15 protein-coding genes are annotated in these 18,265 nt (G+C 70.9%); 10 read left to right on the plus strand and 5 right to left on the minus strand.

The window, feature by feature from the left end:
- Positions 1–69 precede the first annotated feature (69 nt).
- From ACIPSA_RS19390 to rhaI, 3 genes are all read right to left on the minus strand, one after another.
- The gene (locus ACIPSA_RS19390) at positions 70–1,518 is read right to left on the minus strand and encodes a rhamnulokinase family protein (protein WP_402636190.1); all 1,449 of its coding nucleotides are present in this window, start codon (positions 1,516–1,518) and stop codon (positions 70–72) included.
- On the minus strand, positions 1,515–3,554 hold the full coding sequence (locus ACIPSA_RS19395) for a bifunctional aldolase/short-chain dehydrogenase (protein WP_402636192.1): 2,040 nt from the start codon (positions 3,552–3,554) through the stop codon (positions 1,515–1,517). Before ACIPSA_RS19395 ends, ACIPSA_RS19390 begins: the two co-directional genes overlap by 4 nt.
- A 141-nt stretch (positions 3,555–3,695) precedes the next feature.
- Positions 3,696–4,856 carry an L-rhamnose isomerase gene (gene rhaI / locus ACIPSA_RS19400; RefSeq protein ID WP_402636195.1) on the minus strand — a complete coding sequence of 387 codons (1,161 nt, stop codon included), beginning with the start codon at positions 4,854–4,856 and terminating at the stop codon, positions 3,696–3,698.
- Between the two features lie 262 nt (positions 4,857–5,118).
- On the opposite strand from rhaI, the gene ACIPSA_RS19405 reads away from it, so the two are divergent.
- The 9 genes from ACIPSA_RS19405 to sigJ all read left to right on the plus strand — a co-directional run bounded on the left by ACIPSA_RS19405 (position 5,119) and on the right by sigJ (position 15,218).
- Positions 5,119–6,636, plus strand: a complete 1,518-nt coding sequence (locus ACIPSA_RS19405; RefSeq protein WP_402636198.1) for a sugar ABC transporter ATP-binding protein — start codon at positions 5,119–5,121, stop codon at positions 6,634–6,636.
- Positions 6,637–6,661: 25 nt separating this feature from the next.
- A complete protein-coding gene (locus tag ACIPSA_RS19410; RefSeq protein WP_402636201.1) occupies positions 6,662–7,702 on the plus strand; it encodes an ABC transporter permease in 1,041 nt (346 codons plus the stop codon).
- Complete coding sequence (locus ACIPSA_RS19415) at positions 7,695–8,684, plus strand: ABC transporter permease (RefSeq protein WP_402636203.1); 990 nt, start codon at positions 7,695–7,697, stop codon at positions 8,682–8,684. The genes ACIPSA_RS19410 and ACIPSA_RS19415 overlap by 8 nt, the downstream gene beginning before the upstream one ends.
- A gap of 30 nt (positions 8,685–8,714) precedes the next feature.
- Complete coding sequence (gene rhaS, locus ACIPSA_RS19420; protein ID WP_402636206.1) at positions 8,715–9,797, plus strand: rhamnose ABC transporter substrate-binding protein; 1,083 nt, start codon at positions 8,715–8,717, stop codon at positions 9,795–9,797.
- 17 nt (positions 9,798–9,814) lie between these two features.
- On the plus strand, positions 9,815–10,135 hold the full coding sequence (locus tag ACIPSA_RS19425; protein ID WP_402636208.1) for an L-rhamnose mutarotase: 321 nt from the start codon (positions 9,815–9,817) through the stop codon (positions 10,133–10,135).
- A 17-nt stretch (positions 10,136–10,152) separates the two neighbouring features.
- The gene (locus tag ACIPSA_RS19430) at positions 10,153–11,565 is read left to right on the plus strand and encodes a BNR repeat-containing protein (RefSeq protein ID WP_402636211.1); all 1,413 of its coding nucleotides are present in this window, start codon (positions 10,153–10,155) and stop codon (positions 11,563–11,565) included.
- A 77-nt stretch (positions 11,566–11,642) separates the two neighbouring features.
- A complete protein-coding gene (locus ACIPSA_RS19435; RefSeq protein WP_402636214.1) occupies positions 11,643–12,668 on the plus strand; it encodes a LacI family DNA-binding transcriptional regulator in 1,026 nt (341 codons plus the stop codon).
- Positions 12,669–12,765: 97 nt separating this feature from the next.
- Positions 12,766–14,067, plus strand: a complete 1,302-nt coding sequence (locus ACIPSA_RS19440; RefSeq protein WP_402636217.1) for an alpha/beta fold hydrolase — start codon at positions 12,766–12,768, stop codon at positions 14,065–14,067.
- Positions 14,068–14,315: 248 nt separating this feature from the next.
- On the plus strand, positions 14,316–15,218 hold the full coding sequence (sigJ, locus tag ACIPSA_RS19445; RefSeq protein ID WP_402636219.1) for an RNA polymerase sigma factor SigJ: 903 nt from the start codon (positions 14,316–14,318) through the stop codon (positions 15,216–15,218).
- Between the two features lie 3 nt (positions 15,219–15,221).
- Here sigJ and ACIPSA_RS19450 read toward each other — a convergent pair whose 3' ends face one another.
- Positions 15,222–15,452: a DUF5999 family protein gene (locus tag ACIPSA_RS19450; protein WP_402636222.1), complete on the minus strand. Its 231-nt coding sequence runs from the start codon at positions 15,450–15,452 to the stop codon at positions 15,222–15,224.
- A 348-nt stretch (positions 15,453–15,800) separates the two neighbouring features.
- Here ACIPSA_RS19450 and ACIPSA_RS19455 point away from each other — a divergent pair, with 348 nt between their 5' ends.
- Positions 15,801–16,652, plus strand: a complete 852-nt coding sequence (locus tag ACIPSA_RS19455; protein ID WP_402636224.1) for a pentapeptide repeat-containing protein — start codon at positions 15,801–15,803, stop codon at positions 16,650–16,652.
- Here ACIPSA_RS19455 and ACIPSA_RS19460 read toward each other — a convergent pair.
- Positions 16,614–18,170 carry a cytochrome P450 gene (locus tag ACIPSA_RS19460; protein WP_402636226.1) on the minus strand — a complete coding sequence of 519 codons (1,557 nt, stop codon included), beginning with the start codon at positions 18,168–18,170 and terminating at the stop codon, positions 16,614–16,616. The two genes, ACIPSA_RS19455 and ACIPSA_RS19460, sit on opposite strands and share 39 nt — an antisense overlap.
- Positions 18,171–18,265 lie beyond the last annotated feature (95 nt).

An 18,265-nucleotide genomic window follows, 5' to 3' on the forward strand; every position in this document is an offset into this window, starting at 1 on the left:
GGCTCCTCATGGTCGATCATCGGATGAGTGCAGGGTAATGGGCGGCGACGATCGCGGGGAGACCCCGGCTCACGGCGTGGCGAGCCGGGCCTCGGCCTCCCGCCAGCGCGCCGCCCGGCCGTCCGGCTCGTAGCGGGTCAGCGGCTGGGTACGGGCCAGCAGTCGGCGCATGTCGGCACGGTCGCCCACGAGGCCGTGAGTGCGTGCCTGGACCAGGACGTTGCCCAGGGCCGCGGCCTCCGTCGGCCCCGCCACCACCGGCAGGCCACAGGCGTCGGCGGTGAGCTGGCACAGCAGCGCGTTGCGGGTGCCGCCGCCGACCACGTGCACGACGTCGACCGGATGGCCGGCCAGCCGCTGGGCGTCCTCGACCGCCCGGCGATGGGCCAGGGCGAGGGAGTCGACGATGCACCGCGTGACCTCGGCCGGGGTGCGCGGAACGGGCTGCCCCGTCGCCCGGCAGGCCTCGGCGATCCGCTCCGGCATCCGGCCCGGCGCCAGGAACGCCGAGTCCCCCGCGTCCACGACCGACCGCAGCGCGGGCACCTCGGCCGCCTCGCGCAGCAGCCCGCCGAGACCGGGGTCGCCCCAGGCCCGTACGCACTCCTGCAGCAGCCACAGCCCCATGATGTTGCGCAGATAGCGGACCGTGCCGTCCAGCCCCAGCTCGTTGGTGAAGTTGGCGACGCGGCTCTCCTCGGTGAGCACGGGCGCGTCCAGCTCCAGGCCCGCCAGGGACCAGGTGCCGGTGCTGATGTAGGCGAAGCGCTCGCCGACGGCCGGGACCGCGGCCACCGCCGACGCGGTGTCGTGCGAGCCGACCGCCGTCACCGGCACGGGACCTTCGAGCCCGGCCTCCTCCAGCACCGCCGCCCGCACCACACCGGCAGGGTCGCCCGGCTGCCGCAGCGGCGCGAACAGGCTCAGGTCGATGCCCAGGCGGGCCGCGACGTCGTACGACCACGCGCGCGTGCGGGGGTCGACGAGCTGGGTGGTGGAGGCGTTGGTGAGTTCCGTGCCCTGCTCGCCCGTCAGCCAGTAGGCGATCAGGTCGGGGATGAGCAACAGGCGCTCGGCGTGGGCGAGTTGCCGGGTCCCGCGGGCCGCCGTCAGCTGGTACAGGGTGTTGATCGGTGCGTACTGCAGCCCGGTCGCCGCGTACAGCTCGGCGGCGGGCACGGTCGCCCACACCTTCTCGGCGACGCCCTCGGTGCGGGCGTCCCGGTAGTGCACGGGATTGCCGAGCAGGGCGCCGTCGGCGTCGAGCAGCCCGTAGTCCACGCCCCAGCTGTCGATGCCGACGGAGTCCACCTGGCCGGCCGCCCGCAGCCCCTCCAGCACCCCGGCGTACAGCGCGAGGATGTCCCAGCGCAGCCCCTCCGGCATCCGGACAGGCCGGTTGGGGAAGCGGTGTGCCTCGGCCAGCTCCAGGCTGTCGGGGCCGACACGGCCGACCATGACGCGCCCGCTGGAGGCGCCCAGGTCGACCGCGGCGTACGACTTCACGGCGGCGCTCACCGCAGGAACGCGGCCGCCACGCCCGCGTCGACCGGGACGTGCAGTCCCGTGGTGTGCGTCAGGTCTCCGCCGGTCAGCGCGAACACGGCGTTCGCGACATGCTCCGGCAAGACCTCCCGCTTGAGGATGGTCCGCTGCGCGTAGAACTCGCCCAGTTTCTCCTCCTCGACCCCGTACACGGCCGCCCGCTGCGCGCCCCAGCCGCCCGCGAAGATCCCGGAGCCGCGCACGACCCCGTCCGGGTTGACGCCGTTGACGCGGATGCCGTGCTCGCCCAGTTCGGCGGCCAGCAGCCGCACCTGGTGGGCCTGGTCGGCCTTGGTGGCGGAGTACGCGATGTTGTTGGGTCCGGCGAAGACGGCGTTCTTCGAGGCGATGTAGACGATGTCGCCGCCCAGACCCTGCGGGATCATCACCCGCGCGGCTTCCCGCGACACGAGGAAGGAGCCGCGGGCCATGATGTCGTGCTGGAGGTCCCAGTCCTTCGCCGAGGTCTCCAGCAGGGGCTTGGAGACGGAGATCCCCGCGTTGTTGACCACGAGGTCGACCCCGCCGAAGGCGAGCACCGCGGCCCTGAAGGCGTCCGCGATCCGCTCCTCGTGCGTCACGTCCACGGTCACGGCGACGGCCCTGTCGGGACCGCCGAGCTCCTCGGCCACAGTGCCGGCGCTCTCCGCGTTCACGTCGGCGACGACGACACAGGCCCCCTCGGCCACCAGCCGGTGGGCGATCGCCTTCCCGATCCCGCTGCCCGCACCCGTCACCAGCGCGACCCGCGCCGCCAGCGGCTTCGGCTTCGGCATCCGCCGGAGCTTGGCCTCCTCAAGGGCCCAGTACTCGATCCGGAACTTCTCCGCCTCCTCGATCGGCGCGTACGTCGACACGGCCTCGGCGCCGCGCATCACGTTGATCGCGTTGACGTAGAACTCGCCGGCCACACGCGCCGTCTGCTTGTCCTTGCCGAAGCTGAACATGCCCACGCCGGGGACCAGCACGATCGCCGGGTCGGCACCGCGCATCGCGGGGGAGTCGGGCAGGGCATGGCACTTGTAGTAGGCGGCGTACTCCTCGCGGTAGGCGGCGTGCAGCTCCTTGAGACGGACGCTCGCCTCCTCCAGCGGCGCGGTCGGCGGCAGGTCGAGGACGAGGGGCCGTACCTTCGTCCGCAGGAAGTGGTCGGGGCAGGACGTCCCGAGCGCGGCGAGCCGCGGGTGCTCGCTCCGGGCCAGGAAGTCGAGGACGGCGTCGGAGTCGGTGAAGTGCCCGACCTGCGCCCGGTCCTGGGAGGCGACGGCACGGACGTACGGCGCGAGCGCGGCCGCCCGCTCCCGCCGCTCGCCCTCCGGCAGCGCCTCGTACCCCTCGATCACGGGCCCGAACGGCTCCGCCTTGCCGCGCCCGGCGAGGAAGGCCTCGGCGGTACGGATGATGTGCAGCGAGTTCCGCTCGCACTCCTCGGAGCTGTCGCCCCAGGCGGTGATGCCGTGTCCGCCGAGGATGCAGCCGATCGCCTGCGGGTTGGCCTCCTTGACGGCCGCGATGTCCAGCCCGAGCTGGAACCCGGGCCGCCGCCACGGCACCCACACCACGGTGTCGCCGAAGCACTCGGCGGTCAGCTTCTCCCCGTCGGCGGCACACGCGAGCGCGATCCCGGAGTCGGGGTGCAGATGGTCCACGTGCGGGGCGTCCACCAGTGCGTGCATCGCGGTGTCGATGGAGGGAGCCGCCCCGCCCTTCCCGTGCAGGCAGTAGTCGAACGCGCCGACCATCTCGTCCTCGCGCTCCACGCCCGGGTAGACGTCCGTGAGCGCCCGCAGCCGGTCGAGCCGCAGCACGGCGAGCCCGGCCTCGGTGAGCGTCCCGAGATCCCCGCCCGACCCCTTCACCCACATCAGCTCTACATCGCCGCCGGTCACGGGGTCCGTGCCGGTGCCCTTCGCGGACGCGTTGCCGCCGGCGTAGTTGGTGTTACGGGGATCGGCGCCGAGTCGGTGGGAACGGGAGATGAGGGCGGCGGCTTCGGGGTGGGGTGCCATGAACCTTCGGTCCTTACTCGAAAGAGGGTGAGTGCAACGCCCCAAAGGGGCGCGGGGCGGTACCGATATGCGGCTCCGCCCCGTGGGCGAGACCAGCCACAACGGACCCGCAGCCCGCAAACGACGGATCCCGGCAGACGCCTACGCGCCCCAACCGGCCTGCTCCCCTCCAACCCGCTCAGCAACGATCCTCTGAGCCCACCCGGACCGGGCATACGCGGAAACGGGGTCGGGGGCCAGCCCCATCTCCTGCCGGACCTCCGCAAGCAACGGCCGCACATCCGTGTCGTACGCGTCCATCAGCACCGCGTTCGCCCCGAGCACGTCGCCGGAGGCCTGCGCCTCGGCCAACGCCGGCCTGTCGACCAGCAAGGCCTTGGCGGTGGCCTCCTGCACGTTCATCACGGAACGGATGATCGCCGGAATCTTCGCCTCGATGTTGTGGCACTGATCCAGCATGAAGGCGACATCGGGCCCGAACCCGCCGCCACGCACGACCTCGTACATGATCCGGAACAGCTGGAACGGATCCGCGGCCCCCACCATCAGGTCGTCGTCCGCATAGAACCGCGAGTTGAAGTCGAACCCCCCGAGCTTCCCCTCTCGCAGGAGCGTGGCGACGATGAACTCGATGTTGGTCCCCGGCGCGTGGTGCCCCGTGTCCACCACGACCTGCGCCTTGGCTCCGAGCTTCAGGCAATGGGCGTACGCCGTACCCCAGTCCGGGACGTCGGTCGTGTAGAAGGCGGGCTCGAAGAGCTTGTACTCCAGCAGCATCCGCTGCCCCTCGCCGAGCCGCTCGTACACCTCGGTCAGTCCCTCGGCCAGCCGGTCCTGCCGCGCCCGTACGTCGTCCTGCCCGGGATAGTTCGTACCGTCCGCGAACCACAGCTTCAGGTCCTTCGACCCGGTCGCGTCCATGATGTCGACGCACTCCAGCAGATGACCGACGGCCTTGCGCCGCACCACGGCATCCGGATGGCAGATGCTGCCGAGCCTGTAGTCGTCGTCCTGGAAGGTGTTGGAGTTTATGGTGCCGAGCTTCAGCCCACGCTCCTCGGCGAACTTCGCCAGAGCCGCGTAGTCCTCCACTTTGTCCCACGGAATGTGCAGGGCGACGGTCGGCGCGACACCGGTGAACGCATGCACCTGCGCCGCGTCCTCCAGTTTCTCCTGCGGACTGCGTGGAACGCCTCGTTGGGCGAACACCTTGAAACGGGTCCCCGAGTTCCCGTACGCCCACGACGGCGTCTCAATGGCCTGGTTCTTCAGCGCGGCCTTCACCGCGGCGAGGTCGGTCACTTCAGGGCTCCTGTGGTGTCGGCCGGAACGACTGAATGTGTGAAACGATTCAGAACGGCAAGCTATGAGCCCGCCGAAGGGGTGTCAAGCTCTGCGGCCGACCGCGTTTTCCGCAACTCGGCCGCGGCCTTCTACTATCGAAATTTTTTCGACACGGACCCATTGACGTGACATGGCTGCCACGCCTAACGTCCCGGCAATCCAGTTGAAACCTTTCACGACGCGGTGGGGGCCGACCCGCAGGCGTCGTCGAGGAGCCCCCATGACCCACCCGTCCGACACGGGACCGGCCCCGGTGCTGGCGCTGAGGGACGTCTCCAAGTCCTTCGGCGCCGTACGCGCCCTGCGGGACGTCTCCCTGGAGCTGTTCCCCGGCGAGGCGCACGCCCTCGCCGGGGAGAACGGCGCGGGCAAGTCGACCCTGATCAAGACCCTGGCAGGGGTGCACCGACCGGATGCCGGACAGGTGCTGCTCGACGGCGAGCCCGTCGTCTTCCACGGCCCCGGCGACGCCCGCGCCGCCGGAATCGCCGTGATCTACCAGGAACCCACGCTCTTCCCCGACCTCTCGATCGCCGAGAACATCTTCATGGGCCGCCGGCCCCGCCGCACCCTCGGCCGCATCGACCACAAGGCCACCCACGCGGCGACCGCCGCCCTGATGAAGCGGCTCGGCGTCGAACTCGACCCCGACCGCCCCGCCCGCGGCCTGTCCATCGCCGACCAGCAGATCGTCGAGATCGCCAAGGCGCTCTCCTTCGACGCCCGGGTCCTGATCATGGACGAGCCGACGGCGGCCCTGACCGGCAGCGAGGTGGCCCGTCTCTTCGGCGTCGTCCGCACCCTGCGCGAGCAGGGCGCCGCGGTGCTGTTCATCTCGCACCGGCTGGAGGAGATCTTCCAGATCTGTCGGCGGGTCACCACGCTCCGGGACGGCGCCCGGATCGCCAGTGAGCCGCTGACCGGCATGACCGAGGACGACCTGGTCCGCCGTATGGTCGGCCGAGACCTCGACGAGCTCTACCCGAAGCAGCACGTCGTCCCCGGCGAAGTCGCCCTGAGCGTACGGCGGCTGACCCGGGAGGGTGTCTTCACCGACGTCTCCTTCGAGGTCCGGCAGGGCGAGATCGTCGGTCTCGCCGGGCTGGTCGGCGCCGGGCGCACGGAGGTCGCCCGCACCGTGTTCGGCGTCGACCGGTGGGACGCGGGAGAGGTCGAGGTCCAGGGCAGGAAGCTGACCAACGGCGCGCCCTCCACCGCGATGGCCGCCGGACTCGCCCTCGTCCCCGAGGACCGGCGCGCCCAGGGCCTGGTGATGGACATGTCCATCGAGCGGAACATCGGGCTGACCGGACTGCGCACGACCGCGAAGGCCGGGCTGATGGACCGGGGCGCCGAGCGCAGCCGCTCCCTCGACTGGGCGGTGAAACTGCGGGTGAAGTACGCCCGGATCGCCGACGCGGTCTCCACGCTCTCCGGCGGCAACCAGCAGAAGGTCGTCCTCGCCAAGTGGCTGGCCACCGGCCCCAGGGTGCTGATCGTCGACGAGCCGACACGCGGCATCGACGTCGGGACCAAGGCCGAGGTGCACCGGCTGCTCGGCGAGCTGGCCGCCGACGGGGTGGCCGTCCTGATGATCTCCTCCGACCTGCCCGAGATCCTCGGCATGGCCGACCGCGTGCTGGTGATGCACGAGGGCCGGATCACAGCCGAGATCCCGCGCTCCGAAGCCACCGAGGAAACCGTGATGGCCGCAGCCACCGGGAGGACCGCCGCATGACCACCAGCACTCCGGGGAGGGCCGCATGACGGTGACCACCCCGAACGAGACCCCGGTCGCCGAGGTGCCCAGGTCGAGCGGCACGCGGCTCGTGGACCGCGTCTTCAGGATGCGCGAACTCGCCATCCTGGTCGTCTTCCTGGTGATGATCGCCGTCACCCAGGCGGGCAACAGCGCGTTCCTGTCCGAGCAGGGCATCAAGGACCTGCTGCTCAACGCGACCATCCTGGTGCTGGTCGCCACCGGCCAGTCCCTGGTCGTCATCACCCGCAATGTCGACCTGTCGGTGGGCTCGACACTCGGCATCAGCGCATTCGCCGCCGGCACATATCTGCACGGCGGTGGAAACGCGGTCGTCGCCGTCGTCCTCGCGATGCTGCTCGGCGTCGGATTCGGCCTCCTCAACGGTCTGCTGGTCAGCCTCGGCCAGGTGCCGGCGCTCGTCGTCACGCTCGGCACGCTGTACATCATCCGCGGCATCGACTCCATCTGGGTGGGCCCCCGGCAGATCACCGCGGCCGACCTGCCGGGCGGGTTCGTCGACTTCGGCTCCGGCGGGCTCTCGGCGATCCCCTGGCTCGCCCTCATCGCCCTGGCGGTGCTGACGGCGACGGCGTACTACCTCAAACACTTCGGCAGCGGACGGGAGTTGTACGCCCTGGGCTCCAACCCCGAGGCCGCCCGGCTCGCCGGCATTCCCGTGCGGGGGCGGATCCTCACCGCGTACACCTTCTGCGGAGGGCTGGCCGGGCTCGCGGGAGTCATGTACCTCGCCCGGTTCGGCAACGTCGACTCCGGTACCGGCGCCGGCTACGAACTCACCGTGGTCAGCGCGGTCGTGGTCGGCGGCATCGCCTTCACCGGCGGCTCCGGCAGCGTGTACGGCGCGGCCCTCGGCGCCCTGCTCCTCACCTCCGTCAACAGCGTGCTGCCCGCCCTCGGCGTCAGCTCCGTCTGGGTGCTCGCCATCAACGGCCTCCTGCTCCTGCTCGCCATCGCGGTCGACCGGATCGTCGCGCTCCGCGTGGCCGTGGCCCTGAAGAAGAGGAACGCCCGCCATGCCTGACTCCTTGACGCGCGCGATCCGCTGGGACACGGTCGTCGGCGCGCTCCTCCTGGTCCTCCTGCTGCTGTCGTTCTCCTTCGCAGACGGCTTCGGCAACGCCCTCAACCTGTCCTTCCTGATCGGCAACACGCTCCCCATCGCCCTGATCGCCCTGCCGATGACCCTCCTGGTCGTCGCCGGCGAGATCGACCTGTCGGTCGCCTCCACCGCCGGCCTGTCCGGCGCCGTGCTGGGCAAGCTCTGGAACGAGGGCATGGCCATCGAGACGATCATTCCGCTGTGCCTGCTGCTGGGCGCGGTCTGCGGGCTGGTCAACGGCCTGCTCGTGACCCGGCTCGGGCTGCCGTCCCTCGCCGTCACCATCGGCACCCTGGCCGCCTACCGGGGCATCGCACAGATCGTGCTCGGCTCCGACGCGGTCACCGACTTCCCCGCGCGGTACCTGGACTTCGCGGCCGGACGCATCGGGAACACCTTCGTCCCGCAGGCCTTCCCGCCCTTCCTGGCGCTGCTGGCGATCGCCGTGGTCGTCCTGCACGCCACCCCGTTCGGCCGGTCGCTGTTCGCGGTCGGCGCGAGCGAGGAGGCCGCCCGGTTCGCGGGCATCCGCGTCAAGCGCAGCAAGCTGATCCTGTTCACCGCCACCGGCCTCATGGCCTCCCTCACCGGCGTCTTCTGGGCGCTGCACTACGCCAGCGCCCGTTACGACAACGCCACCGGACTCGAACTCTCCGTCGTCGCGGCCGTGCTGCTCGGCGGCATCGACTTCGACGGAGGCAAGGGCACGCTCGGCGGCGCGATCGCGGGAGTCTTCCTGCTCGGTGCGCTGCAGAACGTGATGAGCCTGCTGAACGTCTCCGCCCAGTCGCAGATCGTCGTCACCGGCGTCCTCCTCGTCGTCTCCGTGCTCGGTCCCCGGGTCGTTCGCCAGATCTCCGTGGCGAGGTCGGGCCGTAGAGCCGCCTCGACCCCGATCTCGTAACCCCGCTCACCCTCGTAAAGGACCTCCGTCATGCGCAAGTCATCGATCCGCCGTGCCTGCGCGGCCCTCGCCGCCGTCTCCTCCCTCGTCCTCGCCGCCACCGCCTGCGGCGGCACCACCAAGAACGACGTCAAGAACGAGAGCACCGGCTCGGCCGCCTCGGCCGGCAAGGCGGACCCCGGCGCCGCCCTCAAGAAGGGCCTCACCGTCGGCTTCCTGCCCAAGCAGGTGAACAACCCGTACTTCACCTCCGCCGACAAGGGCGGCGAGCAGGCCCTGACCTCACTGGGCTCGAAGTACAAAGAGGTCGGCACGACCAGCGCCACCGACACCGCCGGCCAGGTGAACTACGTCAACACGCTCACCCAGCAGCAGGTGGACGTGATGGCCGTCTCCGCGCAGGACCCGGGCGCCCTGTGCACCGCGCTCAAGCAGGCCATGAAGAACGGCATCAAGGTCGTCACCTATGACTCCGACACCAACCCCGGGTGCCGCAACGCCTTCGTCTCGCAGGCCAGTGCGGAGGACCTGGGCCGGACCGAGGTGCAGCTGCTCGCCGAACAGATCGGCTACAAGGGCGAGATAGCGATCCTGTCCGCCGCGCAGACCGCGACGAACCAGAACACCTGGATCGGCTACATGAAGGACGAGTTGAAGGATCCCAAGTACAAGAACGTCAAGCTGGTCAAGATCGCCTACGGCAACGACGAGGCCCAGCTGTCCTTCCAGCAGACCCAGGGCCTCCTCCAGGAGCACCCGGACCTCAAGGGGATCATCTCTCCGACCACGGTCGGCATCAAGGCGGCCGCGCAGTACCTGTCCGGCTCCAAGTACAAGGGCAAGGTCAAGCTGACCGGCCTCGGCACCCCCAACGACATGCGCAAGTACGTCAAGAACGGCACCGTCGACGCCTTCGAGCTGTGGGACCCGGCCAAGCTCGGCGACCTCGCCGCCCGCACCGCGGTCGCCCTGGTGTCCGGGCAGATCACCGGCAAGGAGGGCGAGACCTTCAAGGCCGGCGACACCTCGTACACCATCGGCAAGGACGGCGTGATCAACCTCGGCAAGCCGACGGTCTTCGACAGCAAGAACATCGACCAGTTCAACTTCTGACGATCCAAGGGGCGTTGATGCAACGCGTGTGCTTCCTGCTGAAAGTCCGGGCGGACCGCCTCGGCGAGTACCGCGAGCGGCACGCCGCCGTCTGGCCGGAGATGCTCGATGCGCTCTCGGCCGCCGGCTGGCACAACTACTCGCTCTTCCTGCGCGAGGACGGACTGCTCGTCGGTTACCTGGAGACCGAGGACTTCGCGGCCGCCCTGGCCGGCATGGAGGCCACCGACGTCAACGCCCGCTGGCAGGCGGAGATGGCGCCGTTCTTCGAGTCGCCGGCCGGCGCCCGGCCCGACGAGGCCATGAAACCGCTCACCGAAGTGTTCCACCTGGCCTGATCCCTGGAGTCCCGCCGATGAGAAGACGCACAGTTCTGACGACCGCACTCCTGGCCGCCGTGGCGGCCCCCGGCACCGCGAACGCGGCCGACCCCGGCCCGTCCGTAACCAAGCAGGGCACCACCCAACTCGACGCCCAGGCCGTCTACTTCGTCTCCTACGACGGTCTGGTCAACAACAACTCCTTCCAGAAGAACGGCCTGCTGACCTACCAGGGCTACCAGTACGCCGCCTGGTACACCTCGACCCGCAACGCGGTCGTCGCCCGCCGGGTCCTGGGCGCCTCCACCTGGTCGACCGTGACGCTCTCCCACACCCTCAAGAGCGACGACTCCCACAACGTCATCTCCATGGGCGTCTCCAGGACCGACGGCCGCCTCCACCTCAACATGGACTCGCACAGCGACGGCTTCTTCTACGTCAAGTCGGTCGCCGGACTCCTCGACAACCCCGCGTCCACGTCCTGGACCTCGTCCGTCTTCGGCGCCGTACAGACGACCCTCGACGGGCTCGCCCTCACCTCGCAGTTCACCTACCCCCAGTTCGTCGCGACCCCCGAGGGCAGGCTCCAGCTCAGCTACCGCGCCGGCATCTCCGGCAACGGCCGCAACGCCCTCGCCGAGTACGACGGCTCGGCCTGGACCGCGCTGGGGGAGTGGACCAGCTCCACCGGCACCTACACCAGCTCGCACGGCTCCAGCACGGCCCGCAACATGTACCTGCACGGCATCGACTACGACGCGGCCGGCCGGCTGCACGCCTTCTTCACCTGGCGCGAGCAGAACGCCGCCGTGATGTGCAACAGCGGCGGCATCACCAACCACGACACCGGCTATGTCTACTCCACCGACCGCGGCCGCACCTGGCGCAACGACGCCGGCACGCTCGTCGGCACCACGGGAACCTCCGACACGGTGGCCGTGACCGACAGCGGCCTGGTCGTCGACTCGCTCAACCCCGACCACTCCCTGATGAACCAGGAGAGCCAGGCCACCGACTCCACCGGCCTGCCCCACGCGATCATCAGCTATGTCCCCGGCCGCTTCGGCCAGTGCACCACGGACTACGTCAGCGACCGCACGGCGAACGGCCGCGCCTTCCACCTGCGCAAGAACTCCTCCGGCAACTGGCAGAAGACCGAGATCCCCGTCGCGCTGAACTCCAGCCAGCGCACCAAGCTGGTCCTCGACACGTACGACAACGCCTACGCGATCTTCCCCTACGGCCGGATCGCCGGTGCCTCGAAGTCATCCGGGTACACGGACTGGGCGCTGCTGTACGACGGCGGCGACCTGAACGCGTTCGGGGAGGTCGTGATCGACGAGACGCGGGTGAAGGCGGACGGTGTGCTGTCGTTCATGTACCAGGAGAAGTCGAGCGGCACGACCCCCTCGGCGCTCTATGTCGTGGATTTCGCACTCCCTGCCTGACCGTCTGTTCTGGGCAGTGCTGAGGGTAATGTGAAGGCCTCCCCGCTGCCCCCCGCTCACCTGGAGGTCTCCCGCCGATGGCCCAGTCCGTGGGTATCAAGGACGTCGCCCGCGCCGCCGGAGTGTCGGTGGGCACGGTCTCGAACGTCATCAACCGCCCGGACAGCGTCGCGAGCGAGACCCGGGCGCGGGTGCTGTCCGCGATCGACCGGCTCGGCTACGTCCGCAGCGAGTCCGCGCGCCAGCTGCGCGCGGGCCGCAGCCGGATCATGGGCCTGCTCGTCCTCGACATGGGCAACCCGTTCTTCGTCGACGTGGCACGCGGGGCCGAGCGGGCGGCGCGGGGGGCCGGGCTCGGTGTGATGGTGTGCAACAGCGCGCAGAACGCGGGCGAGGAGGCCGAGTACCTGTCGCTCTTCGCCGAGCAGCGGGTGCGCGGCGTGCTGCTCACCCCGGCCGACGCCACCGGGCGGAACATCGAGTCGTTCCGCCGGCACGGCATCCCGTTCGTGCTGGTCGACCGGGTCGCCGAGGGCACCTCCGAGTGCTCGGTCTCCGTCGACGACGTGGCGGGCGGCGCCCTTGCCGTCCGCCACCTCGTGGACGCCGGGCACCACTCCATCGCGTACGTCAGCGGTCCGCCCGGACTGAACCAGGTCCGCGACCGCCGCACCGGCGCGCTCCACGCCCTCGCGGAGGCGGGCCTGGGACCCGACGCGCTGCGCGAGCTGCCCACCGAACGCCTCGACGTGGCCGCCGGCCGGGACGCCGGCGCCCGGCTGCTCGGCCTCGCCGACCGTCCGACCGCCGTCTTCTGCGCCAACGACCTGCTCGCCCTCGGCGTTCTGCAGGCCATGTACGCGGCCGGGGTCGTCGTCCCCGACGACCTCGCGATAGTCGGCTACGACGACATCGAGTTCGCGGCCGCAGCCGCCGTCCCCCTCACCTCGGTGCGGCAGCCCGCCGTCACCATGGGCGCCCTGGCCGCGGAGCTCCTCCTGGAGGAGACGGAGGAACAGAACGGGCCGGGGGCGCACGAACACCGGCGGGTGGTGCTCCAGCCGGAGCTCGTGGTGCGCCGCTCCAGCCTCGCCGCCCGCTGATCGCGTGTTCAGTAAGAATCCATGATCCAGGGGGTCGGACGGCGGGCGGACATGTGCTGAACTGGGTCGCGACCATCCGTCCGTCCCGGGAGACCTGTTGAGCCTCAGCTACCGCCAGCCCGGCGTCGTACTCACCGACCGCCACTTCACCGTGCCCCTGGACCATGCCGACCCGTCGGGCGAGACGATCGAGCTGTACGCCCGTGAGGTCGTCGCCGGCGACAGGGCGCACGCGGACCTGCCGTGGCTGGTCTACCTCCAGGGCGGCCCCGGCTATGGGGCGAACCGTTTCATCGGCAGGCAGGCCTGGCTCGACCGGGCCCTGAAGGAGTACCGCGTCCTGCTCCTCGACCAACGCGGCACCGGCCGCTCCACACCCGCCAACCGGCAGACGCTCCCGCTGCGCGGCGGCCCCGCCGAGCAGGCCGACTACCTTGCCCGGTTCCGCGCCGACTCGATCGTCCGCGACTGCGAGACCGTCCGTGCCCGGCTGACGGACGGCGCCCCCTGGACCGTCCTCGGCCAGAGCTTCGGCGGCTACTGCGCGGTCAGCTACCTTTCCCTGGCCCCGGAGGGACTGAAGACCGTCGTGATCGCCGGCGGCCTGCCCTCCCTGGACGCCCACGCCGACGACGTCTACCGCGCCGCCTATCCGCGCATCGAGCGCAAGGTCACCGCGCACTACGCCCGCTACCCGCAGGACGTCGAGCGCGCCCGCCGGATCGCCGACCACCTCCTGAGCCACGACGTGGTCCTGCCGAACGGCTACCGCCTCACGGTCGAGGCCTTCCAGTCCCTCGGCCTCATGCTCGGCGCGAGCGACGGCAGCCACCGCCTCCACTACCTGCTGGAGGACGCCTTCGTCCGCACCCCGCACGGCACGGAGCTGTCCGACGCCTTCCAGGAGGAGGTGCAGGGCCAGCTGTCCCACGCGGGCCACCCGCTCTTCGCCCTCCTCCACGAGCCGATCTACGGCCAGGACGCCCGCCCCACGGCCTGGGCCGGCGAACGGATCCGCGCCGAGTTCCCGCAGTTCGACGCGGCCAAGGCCCTCGCGGGCGACGCGCCGGTGCTGTTCACCGGCGAGACCATCCACCCCTGGATGTTCGAGACCGACCCGGCCCTGCGCCCCCTGCGCGAGACGGCCGAGCTGCTCGCCGCCCGCACCGACTGGCAGCCCCTGTACGACCCGGCCCGCCTCGCCGCCAACGAGGTCCCGGTCGCCGCGGCCGTCTACCACGACGACATGTACGTCGACACCGCGCACTCCCTGCGGACCGCCCGTGCGATCCGCGGTCTGCGCACCTGGGTGACCGACGAGTTCGAGCACGACGGACTGCGGGCCGGCGCGCCCCGCGTCCTGGACCGGCTGCTCGCGCTCACCCGCGACGAGGCCTGACGCCGGACGCGTAAAAGGAGTTGCGACGGTGGCGGGGCGGCATAGTCTGCGCCCAGGACCGAGCCGAAGATCAGTCAGCTTCAGCTTCGGCTTCGGCCCATGACCGACGACTGACGGCGCGCTCTCGTGACGGCGCGCTCTCGCCGTGGTGGCGCACCCGGACGACCTCGAGTACGGGTGCTCTGCTGCGGTCGCCTTCGCATGGTCCGGCCGATGATCCAGCCACTCGCAGACCGAACGGGGACACCATGAACGACTTACACGGCACGGAAGCCCTCGCCGAGCGCTTCGAGGAACACCGCGGGCATCTGCGCGCGGTGGCCTACCGGATGCTCGGCTCGCTCGCGGAGGCGGAGGACGCGGTCCAGGAGGCCTGGCTGCGGCTCGGCCGCACCGAAACGGACGAGATCAGGAACCTCGGCGGCTGGCTGACCACCGTCGTCGGCCGGGTCTGCCTCGACATGCTGCGCTCGCGCACCGCCCGGCGTGAGGAGCCGATGGACGACACGTTCGTCCCGGACCCGGTGATCCGGCCTCTGTCCCAGATCGACCCCGAGCAGGAGGTGCTCCACGCCGACTCGGTCGGTGTGGCCCTCCTGGTGGTCCTGGAGACGCTGGAGCCCGCCGAGCGGCTGGCGTTCGTCCTGCACGACATGTTCGCGGTGCCGTTCGACGACATCGCGCCGATCGTGGAACGCACCCCGGCCGCGACCCGGCAACTGGCCAGCCGGGCCCGCCGCAGGGTCCAGGGCGCCACCCCGTCGGCCGATCCCGACCTCGGGCGCCAGCGCAAGGTGCTCGACGCCTTCCTCGCCGCCTCCCGCGGCGGCGACTTCGAGGCGCTCGTCGCCCTGCTCCACCCGGACGTGGTGCTGCGCGCCGACGCGGGTGCCCTGGTACGGGGAGCGGCCGCGTCCAAGGTGGTGCACGGCGCGAAGGCCGTGGCCGAACAGGCGGCCACGTTCTCGCAGTTCGCGGGATTCGCCAGGCTCGCCCTGGTCAACGGCTCGGTGGGATTCGTCACCGCGCCCGAGGGCCGTCCCCTGTCGGTCACCGCCGTCACGATCGCCGACGGGCAGATCACCGGAATGTACTTCCTGGCCGACCCCGAGCGCCTCGCGCGGCTGGATCTGCCCGCACTGCAGGACTGAGACTCAGGCGGCCACGGCCACGGCCACGGCCACGGCCACGGCCACGGCCAGCGGTCCCGGGGCACGGTGCGGGCCCACAGCCCGTCCGTCGGGGAGGAGTTCACCGGTGTCGTCGAAGACGATGGTGCCGTTGCACAGCAGGCTCCACCCCTGTTCGGGGTGGGCCGAAACGATGACGGCCCTGTGGTGGTCGGGGAGGTCGGCGCTGGGGCACGGTGGCTGGTGGCTGCACATGGTCCGTCTCCTGGGTTCGTCTGGCTCCTGACTCTGCCGGCTGCTTCTTCTTTGGTAGCCGAAAATGTTTTCCGTTGTATGAGAAGACCTCCACAGGGCCGGAAACTCATCGGTGAGTTTCCGTTCCCTGCGGGGGAGTCGGGCCGGGGTGAGCAGCGGGCGGCACTGGCGAGCAGCGGTGGATACACCGGGGCGGTCACGCCGTCGATGGTGGCTCCGGCGTTCTTGAGCATGGCGCCGACCCGGCGGTTGAGGTGGGGCGGGCGCGGCGTGCCGTCGCGCCCGTCACCCGTCGGGCCTTCGCAGGCCGGGACAAGAACGGCCGCGCAGGTCAGTAGGCTGGGCGTCATGCCTGATCACATAGCCGGCCGGCCGTCATCCGCGACCGAACTGCGCGGCGACTGCGCACAGTGCTTCGGGCTGTGCTGTGTCGCCCTGCCCTTCGCCGCCTCGGCGGACTTCGCGGTCGACAAGCCCGCCGGAAAGCCCTGCCGGAACCTCGGGGACGACCACCGCTGCGGCATCCACGCCGATCTGAGACAGCGGGGCTTCACCGGCTGCACGGTCTACGACTGCTTCGGCGCCGGCCAGAAGGTCTCCCAGGTCACCTTCGGCGGGCAGGACTGGCGCACCGGCTCCAAGGAGCACGCCCGGCAGATGTTCGACGCGTTCCCCGTCGTACGGCAGCTGCACGAACTGCTCTGGTACCTCACGGAGGCGCTGGGCCTTTCCGCGGCCCGCCCCGTCCATGCCGGCCTGCGCACGGCCTTGGAGAAGACCGAGCGGCTCACCCGGCAGACCCCCGCGGAACTGGCCGCGCTCGACGTGGCCGCGCACCGGCAGGAGGTCAACACGCTTCTGCTGCGCACCAGTGAGCTGGCACGGGAGGGCACTCGCGGGAAGAACGGGAAGAAGAAGGACCGCCGGGGTGCCGACCTGATGGGCGCCCGCCTCAAGGGGGCCGACCTGCGCGGCGTCAGCCTCCGCGGCGCCTACCTCATCGCCGCCGATCTGCGCGACGCCGATCTGCGCGGCGCGGACATGATCGGCGCCGACCTGCGCGACGCCGACCTCACGGACGCCGATCTGACCGGCGCGTTCTTCCTGACCCAGCCGCAGCTCAACGCGGCCCGGGGGAGTGCCGGGACCCGGCTGCCGGAGTCAGTCACCCATCCCGTGCACTGGGCAGCGCGGCGCTGACACCGGGCCCTCGGGGACGGTCACCGGCGCGGCCGGCGCGGGGGCGGGGCGCCGCTCCAGGTGCAGTCGCAGCCCCTCCGGCATCAGCGTCAGCCGCTCCGTCACCCGCAGCCGGTAGTCCGGGTCGGACCGGAGGTCGTAGCGCCGCAGCAGCAGGCCGAGGACGAGCGTCGCCTCGTGCAGCGCGAACTGGCGGCCGATGCAGGCCCGCGCTCCGGTCCCGAACGGCTTGAAGGTGTGCGGCGCCCGCCCCCGTACGGCCTTCGCGTCGAACCGGTCCGGATCGAACTCCTCGGCATCCGCGCCCCACACCTCGGGATCGCGGTGCAGCATCGGCGTCAGCACCAGCGCCCACGCGCCCCGCCGCATCGGATGTTCCCCGGCCAGCACCGTGTCCTGCCGGGCCTCGCGGGCGTAGGCGGGCGCGGTCGGCCACAGCCGCAGCGACTCGTCGAGGACCCGGCGCACGTAACGCAACTTCGCGACCTGGTCGTATCCGGGCGCCGGGGAGTCGCCCCAGACGCGGTCCACCTCGGCGCGGGCCCGCGCGGCGACGTCCGGGTGCCGGGAGAGGTAGTGCAGCGCGAAGGACAGCGCACCGGACGTGGTCTCGTGCCCGGCCACCAGGAAGGTGATCACCTGGTGCCGGACGTTCTCCGGTGACAGCCGTTCCCCGGTCTCCGGATGCGCGGTGTCGAGCATCCGGCCGAGCAGGTCCCCGTCCCCGCCGCCGGACCGGCGCCGGGCCTGTACCAGGTCGTCGACGGTGCGGTTGAGGAGGGCGATGTCGGCGGTGTTGCGACGCGAGGCCGCGCGCAGCAGGAAGGGGGCGAGCGGCGAGGGCACGCTGTTCAGCCGCTGGGCGTAGGTGAGCGTGCCCACCATCGCGGTGACGAAGGGGTGGAGCCGGTCGCGCTCGAACGATCCGAAGTCGTGGCCGAACCCCGTGCGGGCGATGGTCTCCAGGGTCAGCTTGGTCATGTCGCCGGGCACGTCCACGGCACGTCCGGCAGCCTGCTCCCGGTCCCAGTGGTCGGTCAGCCGCTCGGCCACGGCGAGCATCATGGGGTGGTAGCCCTCCATGGCCTCGCGGCCGAAGGCGGGGGCCAGGACGTCGTGCGCCAGCTGCCAGTTGGGTTCGTGGTTGTACGCCGTGAACAGCCCGTCCCCGGCGACCGGGCGCAGGTTGGCGATGCCGAGGCCCACGTGCTTGGCGAACCGGGATTCGTCCGCGATGTCGGCCGCGATGCGGGCGCCCCACACGAACACGAACTCCTTGCCGAACGCCTTGCGCCGGAAGACGGGGCCGAGTTGGCGGGCGAAGCGCAGCGAGTCCTGCACGGGGGTGCGCCGGTCGACACCGAGCACGTCGCCGAGCAGGGGGAGCCGGCGCGGCGGATGCGGGATGCGGTGCAGCTCGGGCCAGCCCTGTTCGGCGCCACGGAATCCCTTGGGCAGCCACTGCCCGGCCGTCCCCGTGTCCGTCGTCGTGTCCGTCTCCGTGTCCGTCTCCGCCATGGCGCGATCTCCCTTGATCCAGCCGCAGGTCGAGCGTGTTGTACGTGGATTCAATAGCAGGTTTCAGTCTGATCCCCTCGTTGAATCGACGTCAA

The sequence above is a fragment of the Streptomyces sp. NPDC086549 genome (genome assembly GCF_044746205.1).
Taxonomy (GTDB): domain Bacteria; phylum Actinomycetota; class Actinomycetes; order Streptomycetales; family Streptomycetaceae; genus Streptomyces.